This is a genomic window from Pseudomonas sp. P4_C3, assembly GCF_056402075.1.
In genome coordinates this window covers 21942-28206 of sequence record NZ_JBFUIC010000106.1, presented here as the reverse complement: position 1 = coordinate 28206, position 6265 = coordinate 21942, and the positions used below count along the sequence as shown (strand labels likewise).

The 6265-nt window shown below is 59.2% G+C and carries 8 protein-coding genes and 1 pseudogene; 5 read left to right on the top strand and 4 right to left on the bottom strand.

The window, feature by feature from the left end:
• Positions 1 to 365: 365 nt before the first annotated feature.
• Both AC1DVH_RS17565 and phnN read left to right on the top strand, forming a co-directional pair.
• Positions 366 to 751: pseudogene (locus tag AC1DVH_RS17565) on the top strand (alpha-D-ribose 1-methylphosphonate 5-triphosphate diphosphatase); the annotation flags it as partial.
• Positions 752 to 795: 44 nt separating this feature from the next.
• Positions 796 to 1362, top strand: coding sequence for a phosphonate metabolism protein/1,5-bisphosphokinase (PRPP-forming) PhnN (gene phnN / locus AC1DVH_RS17560; RefSeq protein WP_477754879.1), 567 nt, complete (start codon positions 796 to 798; stop codon positions 1360 to 1362).
• Between the two features lie 99 nt (positions 1363 to 1461).
• Here the strand turns inward: phnN and AC1DVH_RS17555 are convergent, their stop codons facing one another.
• Together AC1DVH_RS17555 and AC1DVH_RS17550 are read right to left on the bottom strand one after the other, a co-directional pair.
• Positions 1462 to 1911 carry a LysR family transcriptional regulator gene (locus AC1DVH_RS17555; protein WP_477754878.1) on the bottom strand — a complete coding sequence of 150 codons (450 nt, stop codon included), beginning with the start codon at positions 1909 to 1911 and terminating at the stop codon, positions 1462 to 1464.
• 65 nt (positions 1912 to 1976) lie between these two features.
• Positions 1977 to 2105, bottom strand: coding sequence for a hypothetical protein (locus AC1DVH_RS17550; protein ID WP_477754877.1), 129 nt, complete (start codon positions 2103 to 2105; stop codon positions 1977 to 1979).
• A gap of 102 nt (positions 2106 to 2207) precedes the next feature.
• Here AC1DVH_RS17550 and AC1DVH_RS17545 point away from each other — a divergent pair, with 102 nt between their 5' ends.
• Both AC1DVH_RS17545 and AC1DVH_RS17540 read left to right on the top strand, forming a co-directional pair.
• Entirely contained in the window at positions 2208 to 2420 is a 213-nt protein-coding gene (locus tag AC1DVH_RS17545) for a type II toxin-antitoxin system HicA family toxin (RefSeq protein ID WP_477754880.1), read from the top strand.
• Positions 2420 to 2824, top strand: a complete 405-nt coding sequence (locus tag AC1DVH_RS17540; RefSeq protein ID WP_477754876.1) for a type II toxin-antitoxin system HicB family antitoxin — start codon at positions 2420 to 2422, stop codon at positions 2822 to 2824. The genes AC1DVH_RS17545 and AC1DVH_RS17540 overlap by 1 nt, the downstream gene beginning before the upstream one ends.
• Positions 2825 to 2923: 99 nt before the next feature.
• Here the strand turns inward: AC1DVH_RS17540 and AC1DVH_RS17535 are convergent, their stop codons facing one another.
• Entirely contained in the window at positions 2924 to 4129 is a 1206-nt protein-coding gene (locus AC1DVH_RS17535; protein WP_477754875.1) for an MFS transporter, read from the bottom strand.
• A gap of 228 nt (positions 4130 to 4357) precedes the next feature.
• On the opposite strand from AC1DVH_RS17535, the gene AC1DVH_RS17530 reads away from it, so the two are divergent.
• Positions 4358 to 4987 (top strand): hypothetical protein, encoded by a 630-nt coding sequence (locus AC1DVH_RS17530; RefSeq protein WP_477754874.1) that lies wholly within the window; start codon positions 4358 to 4360, stop codon positions 4985 to 4987.
• A gap of 121 nt (positions 4988 to 5108) precedes the next feature.
• Here the strand turns inward: AC1DVH_RS17530 and AC1DVH_RS17525 are convergent, their stop codons facing one another.
• Complete coding sequence (locus tag AC1DVH_RS17525) at positions 5109 to 6107, bottom strand: sulfate ABC transporter substrate-binding protein (RefSeq protein WP_477754873.1); 999 nt, start codon at positions 6105 to 6107, stop codon at positions 5109 to 5111.
• Positions 6108 to 6265: the final 158 nt, after the last annotated feature.

Genomic DNA, 6265 nt, shown 5'->3' with positions numbered 1-6265 from the left:
GAGCTGAGAAGCGTTACTGGTGGCATTAAAAGCGGGCTGGAGCTACGAAGAGCGCTTTAGGTGTAGTTAGCCAGCCAAACATCGTCGGCGCTAGTGTCGACGATGTTTGAACCAGTTTTTACACACTCTGGGCCATGGATGGCCGATGGCGGCGGGCCCACGGAGCAGGACCGGAGCGAGGGCATGCCGAGCCWCAGCGAGGCACCGAAYGTCAGGGGCAARAGCCCTTGGTTACTTGGGGCTCTTCCAAGTGACCCGCCGTAAGGGCGGAASCAATAGTGGCCATTACCGCTAAAACGGATATGTACACAATCAAAACAGATGCGCCCAACACATAGTCATCGCGGGCAAACCACCTTCCCACAGCCTCCGACGCCGAACTGACCCGAGCCGAACACCGCCTGCACCTGCGCCGCGAGCTGTGCCACCCGGACATTTTCAGCGTGTTCCGCGATCGGGTGGAGAACCCGCTGGTGCAGTTGGTGTCGGTGATGGACCACTCGCCGGGACAGCGCCAGTTAGTACTGGAATCCAAGTACCGTGAGTACTACATGAGCAAGTACCACCTGACCACGACTCAGATGGACGAACTCATCACGCTGCGGCATGACCATCGCCGAGTTCCCGACCACCGTCGAGGCGTGGTTACCGGGAGCGCGGCATGAATGTATTGATGGGCACACCGAACATCGTGCGCGGCGAGTCGCACTCGGGTAACGTGGCCGCCGCAGATCTGACCGCAGAGGGTCTGCCGGTGGTCCAGCAAGTATGGCGACAAGCAACGAGGGTGTTTTGATGTCAGGCAGGTTGATCTATCTCATCGGGCCTTCAGGTTCGGGCAAGGACAGCCTGCTGGATGCTGCACGAACACGGTTGGCCGATCGCGGCTGCCGCATTGTGCGGCGGGTCATCACTCGCTCGGCCGAAGCCGTGGGCGAAGCGGCGCTGGGTGTCAGTGCACAGCAGTTCGCCGATATGGAGGCCCAGGGCGCATTTGCCTTGAGCTGGCACGCCAATGGGTTGTCCTATGGCATCCCGCGGGAAATCGACGATTGGCTGACCGCCGGGCAGGACGTGCTGGTCAATGGCTCGCGGGGGCATTTGCAGAACACGCGTTCGCGCTATCCGAACGTGTTAGTGCTGTTGTTGACTGTGGATCAAGCAGTACTGCGCCATCGCTTGCTGGAGCGTGGGCGAGAATCGCTGGTCGAAATCGATCAGCGCCTGGCACGCAATGCCCGATTCAGCGAGCAACTGCTGGCGCAAGACCCGACCGTGCACCTGCTTGACAACTCCGGACAACTTGAGCAAACGGTCGAACGTTTGCTGGCCTGCTTTGACGAGCAACCTCCATGTGTCTGACATTGCCGGGAACGAACGACGATGATTTACCTGTGTACGCGCTTAATGTAGGAGCTGGCGCAGCCTGCGATCTTTTGATCTTGATTGAGGGGCTGAAACTTACTTCATCAACAACCCCTGCATATACTCCACAAACGCCCGAGCCTTGGCGCTGGCCATTCTCCCCGTGGGGAACACCGCCCACAGATCCAGGTTCGGCAATGCCCAGTCCTTCATCACTTCCCGGACCGAGCCGTCGGCCAGTTCCGGCGCGAACATCCATTGCGAGGCCATGGTCAGGCCTTGATGAGCCAGCACGGCTTCACGCAGGCCTTCAGYGGCATTGACGCGGATCCGGCCGCTGATGATCACCGATTGCTCTTCGCCGGCCTCGGTGGGCGTCAGGCCCCGGGTCGAACGCAGCAATAGCCGCACCGCCAGCCGCGATTCAAGTTGCGCGATGGTTTTCGACACGGCCGACTGGCCGATCTTCAGGCGCCGGGCGGCAGCGGAAAACGAGCCGGTTTCCACCACGTAGACGAAGGTTTCCATTGCGCCGAGGCGGTCCATCGGAAGTCCTTGTAGAGATCAAATGTGGGAGCGAGCCTGCTCGCCGCCACAATTGATGAATGGTGTCAGTGCGAACCGCGAATTGTATCCAGCATCGCCTCAGGCTCGGGACGCTGAGTGTAATCCGGGTTGACCTCGGCGTAACGGATCACACCATCTCGGCCGGTCACATAACGCCCCGGCATGGGCGGCATCACACTCTGTAAAACAACCGAGCGTCGTACTGCGAGATTTTGTGCTTGAGTAAAGATAACTCTGGGGTTACCTTTAATTGGGCCGGAGCAAGGAGGCTGGTGGTGCAGAGCAGGCTATTGATCAAGGAATTGATGGAGGCAGGTTGGACTTTGGACAGGGTCACTGGCAGTCATCACATCTTCACTCACCGATACAACCCATACACGATTCCCGTCCCCCATCCGAAAAAGGATTTGCCGATCGGGACGGTCAAGAGCATCAGGAGGCGCGCCGGGCTGTACTGCCCGCCAGCCAGTTACGCAGGAGATCCATAATGCAATATCCAATTTGTATCGAGTGGGGCGATGAGCACACCGCCATCGGTATTCAGATCCCCGATATTCTTGGCGCGGTAACCGCCGGGGATACCTTTGAAGATGCATATAACGCTGCTGTCGAAATTGCCCACATCATGCTGCAAGAGATCGCGGCAGATGGAGAGACGATTCCAATGCCGACTTCAGCAGCGGTGCATCGTGGTAATCCGGAGTTCGCCGACATGGGCTGGGGAATGCTCGAGCTAGACATTTCGCCGTATATGGGCAAGACCGAGAAGGTCAATGTCACGCTACCCGGCTACGTGATCCAGCGCATCGATCGGTATGTGCGTGAGCACAATGTAAAAAGCCGCTCGTCCTTCCTGGCGGATGCGGCGATGGAGAAGCTGGTTCGGCAGTGAGTGGCAGCAATCGCGAGCAAGCTCGCTCCCACAAGGTTAGCGAATAACCTGTAGAAGCGGGCTTGCTCCGGGCGGCGATCCGACGAAGCTTTTAGCGATCTATGCCGTCGCTAACGAAGCCTTCTGCGAAACACTCAAAAACCGCAACAACGCCAGCAACGGAAATGCGCTGCCGACGATCACGATCCACAACCAGCCGCCCTGTTCGTACACCGCGCTGGCCACCGAAGAGCCGAAGGCGCCGCCGATGAAGATACTGGTCATGTACAGCGCATTCAGGCGGCTGCGGCTTTTGCCGTCGAGGGCGTACACCGCACGCTGGCCGAGGACCATGTTCATCTGCACGCAGAAGTCGAGCACCACACCGGTCACAGCCAGGCCGATGACGCTCCAGGCCGGATGGATAAACGCCGGCAGAAAACTCAGGCTGGCGAACAGCAGGGCGAGCAACGATGCGATGCGGGTGTGACCGGCATCGGCCAGGCGTCCGGCGATAGGGGCGGCAATGGCGCCGATGGCGCCCACCAGCGCGAAAATCGCGATCTCGCTTTGCGACAAACCATGGTTGCGCGCCAGCTCCAACGGCACGGCGGTCCAGAACAGGCTGAAGGTGGCAAACATGCACCCCTGGTAAAACGCACGCTGGCGCAGCACCGGTTGTTTGCGCAACAGCGTCCACAGCGAGCCCAGCAATTGGCCATAGGAAGCACTGTGATCAGGTTCACGCTTGGGAATGGTCACTGCCAGCACGATGCTGATGGCTGCCATCAAGACGGCGGCAATCACAAACATCGCCCGCCAGCCGAAGTGGTCGGCCACCACGCTGGACACCGGCCGGGCCAGCAGAATACCGAGCAACAAACCGCCCATGATCCCGCCCACCACACGGCCACGGGTTTCTTCCGGCGCCAGGTGCGCGGCCAGCGGAATCAGGATCTGCACCGAAACCGAACTGAACCCCACCAACAGCGAAATCAGCAAAAACACATTCGGCTGATCGGTGAACGCCGCGCCCAGCAGGCTGCCGATTGCCACCAGCGTGGTGATGATCATCAACCGGCGGTTCTCCAGCAAATCCCCCAGCGGTACCAGGAAAAACAGCCCCAGCGCATAACCGATCTGAGTCAGGGAAACGATCAGGCTGGCCAAGGTGTTGGTCAGGCCGATGTCCGGCGCGATCAGGCCGATGATCGGCTGCGCGTAGTAGATGTTGGCGACAATAGCGCCGCAGCAGAAGGCGAACAGCAGCACCATCCCTGGGGTCATTGTCGCAGTGCCGTGGGGCACCTGGGTCGATGGGTTCATAACGGGTCTCGCTGTACGGAAAGGAATGCGCGCAGGCTAATGGGCTGACTGAAACGGCGGAAGTGAGATTGGTGTGATAGCAATCATTCCATTGCGGAATGACTGACGGACGTGTGTGTCGAAGTGCCTTGCATCAGAACATCGAGGGTAGATGATACATTCACTTACATCCTGTTCGATAGCGTGCTTATGTTCTCACTCCACGTCCCGTCACCGGAGGGCCTCTCCATGTATGTGAAGTTTCGTCAGCTGATTCGCTGGGTTTCAGTCGTCTGCTTGATCAGTGTATTCAACGCTGGCCTGGCCCAGGCCGAAGACGCACCGGGCACGCGCATCGGTGTGCGCGGCGAGATCACCGGCGTCAGTCCGGACGTTCTGAAAGTCCACGCCAACAGCGGCGACAACGTGGTGATCAATTTGACCAAGGACACCAAGGTCCGCGCCGTGACCTTGGCCAACATCGAAGACATCAAGCCCGGCAGCTACATCGGCTCTGCGGCCATTCCCCAGGAGGATGGCACCCTCAAGGCCCTTGAAGTTCATGTTTTCCCGCCGGAGCTGGCCGGCAGTGGCGACGGTCATCGGCCCTTCGATCTGGTCAAAGGCAGCAGCATGACCAACGGCAGCGTTGGCGACCTGGTGGTGAGCAACGGTCGAGTGCTGACCGTCAATTACAAGGGCGGCCAACAGAAGATTCTGGTGCCGGAGGACGTACCCATCGTCAACCTGGTGCCGGCCGATCGCAGCCTGTTGAAGGTGGGCGTGAAGATCGTGACCTTTGTCACGCAGGGCGCTGATGGCACGCTCACCGCTCAATCCATCTCGGCGGGCAAGGACGGCGTGACGCCGCCGATGTAGCAGGAGGTCGCAGAACCTGTGGGAGCGAGCAAGCTCGCTCCCACAATGGATTTGCAGTGAATTCTGATCCGTACAAAAAAGGCGACCTGCACCAGTCGCCTTTTTCGTTATCGTCCGGTCATCACTGACCGCTGTAGATCTGGTCGAAAACCCCGCCATCATTGAAGTGGGTCTTCTGCACGGTGCGCCAGTCGCCGAAGGTCTTCTCCACCGACAGGAAGTCCACTTTCGGGAAGCGGTCGGTGTACTTGGCCAGCACGGCCGGGTCGCGCGGGCGCAGGTAGTTCGCCGCGGCAATCTCCTGGCCTTCCGGTGACCACAGGTACTTCAGGTATTCCTCGGCCGCCGCACGGGTGCCTTTCTTGTCGACGGTTTTGTCGACAACAGAGACCGGTGGCTCGGCTTCGGCGGAAACGCTTGGGTAGATGACTTCGAACTGATCACGGCCGAACTCGCGGGCGATCATTTCCGCTTCGTTCTCGAAGGTCACCAGCACGTCGCCGATCTGGTTGGTCATGAAGGTGGTGGTGGCGGCACGGCCGCCGGTGTCGAGTACTGGCGCTTGCTTGAACAGCTTGCCGACGAAGTCTTTGGCCTTGTTCTCGTCACCGCCGTTTTTCAGCACGTAGCCCCAGGCCGAGAGGTAGGTGTAGCGGCCGTTGCCGGAGGTTTTCGGGTTCGGGACGATGACCTGAACGCCGTCCTTGAGCAGGTCCGGCCAGTCTTTCAGGGCTTTCGGGTTGCCCTTGCGCACGATGAATACGGTGGCCGAAGTGAAGGGCGCGCTGTTGTTGGGCAGGCGCRTGACCCAGTTGTCCGGGACCAGTTTGCCATTGTCCGCCAGGGCGTTGATGTCGGTGGCCATGTTCATGGTGATGACATCGGCCGGCAGGCCGTCGATCACCGAGCGTGCCTGTTTGCTGGAGCCGCCGAAGGACATTTGCAGGGTGATGTTTTCGTTGTGCTCGGCTTGCCAGTGTTTCTGGAACGCAGTGTTGTAGTCCTTGTAGAAATCTCGCATCACGTCGTAGGAAACGTTGAGCAGCGTCGGTGCAGCCTGGGCGATGTTGCCCAGGGCCAGGCCAGCGGCGAGAAGTGAGGCGCCAAAGAGTTTTTTCACTGCGCATTCCCTGTTCTATGTAGGAGCTGCCGGAGGCTGCGATCTTTTGACTTTGATTTTCAAGATCCAAAGATCGCAGCCTACGGATTATTTATTAGTTATCAATGAGGTGTCGACTATAGCCGGGCTCGTATAGTCCTTTAAAGATTAAAAAGCTC